Here is a 3,133-nt window from a genome sequence, read left to right on the forward strand (position 1 = left end):
GACGGGCCCACGGCCCCGTTCGTCCCGCCGCCTGCTCCGCCGATGGCCCCACCGACCGCTCCGCCGACCGCCCCACCGGTCTCCCCGCCGGCGCCGCGCCGCCCGTCGGCGCCCGGCGCGGCGCCCGAGGCCGAGCACCCGTTCCTGACCTGGCTGCGCACCCCCCGGCCGGCCGCCCAGCCCGGCGTCTGGCGCTTCGGCCACCGCCCCAAACCGCCCGAGGAGATCGGCCGCACCCCCGGCCGGCAGCTCGTCGGGGGCGCGGTGATCTCGATGCTGTGCGGGTGGCTGGTCTGGTCGTTGCTGTGGCACGGGTACTTCGGGCCGTACTGGAAGTGGCCGCTCAAGGCGCTGGTGCCCGGCGACTGGGACGAGCTGACCCGCGAGTGGATGCTGTCCTCGTACGTCTACTACGGCCTGTGGTTCTGCGGCCTGGTCGTCCTCTTCGCCCGCATCGGCCGCGTCCCCGAGATCTGGCGCCGCTACGGAGGCCCGGCCTGGTCCTCCCTCAAGCGCCGGACCGGCGTCCGGCTGCCCCCCGCCCTGCTCCCCGAGCGGCCCGACCGGATCCCCCGGCCGCTTCTCGTCCGGCGCGCCGCCCTCGCGCTGGCGGGCGCGGTCGCGGCCTGGGAGCTCTGCTACGACGTCTTCGGGGAAATCTGGCTGTGGCCGCTGATGCGGGTCATCCCGGTCTCCTGGATGCGCCCGCCGATGTATTTCTACGCCACCTACGCCTACTACACCCTCTTCATCGTCCTCTTCCTCACCGCCGCCGCCCGGATCGGCTGCTGGGGCGAGCTCTGGCGCCGGTACAGGGCCCCGGACCGGCCGCCCCGGACCTCCGGCGCGCTCACCGGGCGCGCCGCCCCGCCCGTTCCCGACGAGGACCCGGCCGACTGGCCCCGGCTGCGTGCCGAGGGTGCCCCCGACGCCGCCGAGCGGCTCGCGGCCGACGCCCGCCGGGGCCTGATGAACGACGTGGACCGGGCCCGGATCGAGCGCGCCTGGGAGGCCGTCCGCAACCGGCCCGAGTGGCGGCCCGCCTTCACCGACGCCGTGCTGCGGGCCGGCGCCGCCGCCTGCGCCCACCCGTCCGGCGCGCGCGACCTGCCCGTCCGGGCCGCCCGGCACGACCTGGTCACCGGCCAGGTCCGGATCGGCACCGCCGCCGAGGACCGGCGCAACCCCTACGACCACCGCGGCGTCGGCTGGGCCCTGGAGCCCGGCCTGCTCGGCACCTCGCTGCTCGCCGTCGGCCCCCCCGGCTGCGGCAAGACCGCCGGCCTGGTCCGGCCGGTGCTGGAGTCCCTGTGCCTCCAGGCCCTCGCCGGGCGTGCGGCCGTCGTCGCCGTGGGGGCCGCGGGCACCGCCCTGGCGCCCGACGAGGCGTTCGACGTGGTGATCCGCATCGGCCGGCCGGACTCCGCCTACGACCTCGATCTGTACGGCGGCACCGAGGACCCCGACGAGGCCGCCGCGATCCTCGCCGAGGGGCTCGTCGGCGACCTCGCCGCCGCGCTCCCCGGCGGGGACGGCCGGCGCGCGGCCACCGCCCTCGCCCAGATCCTCGGCCCGTACCACGGCGCCCACGGCCGCTTCCCGTCCGTCCAGGAGCTGCGCGAGCTGCTCGACGGCTCGCCGGCGGCGGTCGACGCGCTCCGCGACCGGCTCGCGGCCACCGGCCAGGGCGCGCTGGCCCGGGAGCTGGACGCCCGCGAGCGGCAGGCGCGGCGGCCCGGTGACCCGGCGCCGATGCTCGCCGACCGCGTCGCGCTCCTCGACCGCCCGGCGTTCGCGGGCTTCTTCGACACCGGCGACCCCAAGCGCACCTTCTCCCTCCGCACCCTGGAGCACCCGCTGCGGGTCCGGATCGACCTGCCGGAGCGCGGCCACGCGGAGGCGTCCCGGATGCTGGCCCGGCTGATCCTCGCCCAGTTCACCGAGTCCGCCGCCGCCCGCGCCGACCGCTCGCTCTTCGCCTGCCTGGTGCTCGACGACGCCACCCACACGGTGACGGCCGAGTCGGTGCGCGGCCTCCAGCGGCTGCGCTCCGCGCACGCCGGCGCGGTCCTCACCCTCCGCACCCTGGACGACGTACCCGAGACGCTGCGCAGCGCCCTGCTCGGCACCGTCGGCTGCCGGATGGCCTTCTCCGGCGTGACCACGTGGGACGGCGCGCGGTTCGCCGAGGTCTGGGGCAAGGAGTGGGTGGAGACCCGCGACGTCACCGACCGCCAGATCATCGCCCACGAGCCGCTCACCCGGGCCCTGCACGTGCTGCGCCGGGTGGTCACCGGCCGCGCGGTCACCGCCCAGTCCGTCACCGTGCGCACGGTGGAGCGCGAGCGCTGGTCCGCGTCCGAACTGGCACACGCGGTGCCGCCGGGGCACGCGGTGCTGTCGGTGACGTCGGTGCGGGGGGTGGCGACGCCGCCGGTGCTGGTGAACCTGCGGGACTGAGGCCCGTCCCGTCTGGGCCGCGGCTTTTGCTCCGCTGAGGCAGAATCGGTCACAGCAGTTCATACGGGACGGCCCGGTCGCCGTGCCGCTTCACCCGAAGGTGCCATGCCTCCCACGCTCGCCTCGCTCGTCCACCACTCCTCCCTCAAGCTCACCGTGCTCGCGGGCCGGGAGCGGCTGGACACCCCCGTCCGCTGGGCGCACGTCAGCGAGCTGGCGGACCCGGTGCCCTGGATGGAGGGCGGCGAGCTGCTGCTGATCACCGCCATGAAGATCGACGCGGCGGACCCGGACACCGTGCGCCCCTACGTCGGGCGGCTGGTCCGGGCGGGCGTCGTCGGCCTCGGGTTCGCCGTCGGCGTCAACTACGAACAGGTGCCGCCCGCCCTCGTCGAGGCCGCCGAGGAAGCCGGGCTGCCGCTGCTTGAGGTGCCCCGGCGCACCCCCTTCATCGCCATCAGCAAGGCCGTCTCCGCCGCCATCGCCGCCGACCAGTACCGGGCCGTGACCGCGGGCTTCGCCGCCCAGCGGGAGCTGACCCGGGCCGCCCTCGGCCCCGACGGCCCCGCCGGGCTGCTCGCCCGGCTCGCCGCGTACGTCGACGGCTGGGCCGCCCTGTACGACGCCTCGGGCGCGGTCGTCGCGGCCGCCCCCGACTGGGCCGCCCGGCGCG

2 protein-coding genes are annotated in these 3,133 nt (G+C 77.1%); both read left to right on the plus strand.

All coding sequences use genetic code 11. The features are described 5' to 3' along the window. Positions 1-42 precede the first annotated feature (42 nt). Positions 43-2,460, plus strand: coding sequence for an ATP/GTP-binding protein (locus tag JNW98_RS20920; RefSeq protein WP_443732502.1), 2,418 nt, complete (start codon positions 43-45; stop codon positions 2,458-2,460). 105 nt (positions 2,461-2,565) lie between these two features. After that, positions 2,566-3,133 (plus strand): PucR family transcriptional regulator ligand-binding domain-containing protein (locus tag JNW98_RS20925; RefSeq protein ID WP_223769806.1); only part of this gene is annotated, 568 nt, incomplete at its 3' end.

Origin of the sequence: Streptomyces huiliensis (assembly GCF_020037025.1) — a bacterium.
In the GTDB taxonomy this organism is placed as follows: domain Bacteria; phylum Actinomycetota; class Actinomycetes; order Streptomycetales; family Streptomycetaceae; genus Streptomyces; species Streptomyces huiliensis.

What these genes read in the sequence shown, in the direction of transcription:
- JNW98_RS20920 (WP_443732502.1), top strand. Translation starts at nt 43, where the DNA reads ATGGCCCCACCGACCGCTCCGCCGACCGCCCCACCGGTCTCCCCGCCG.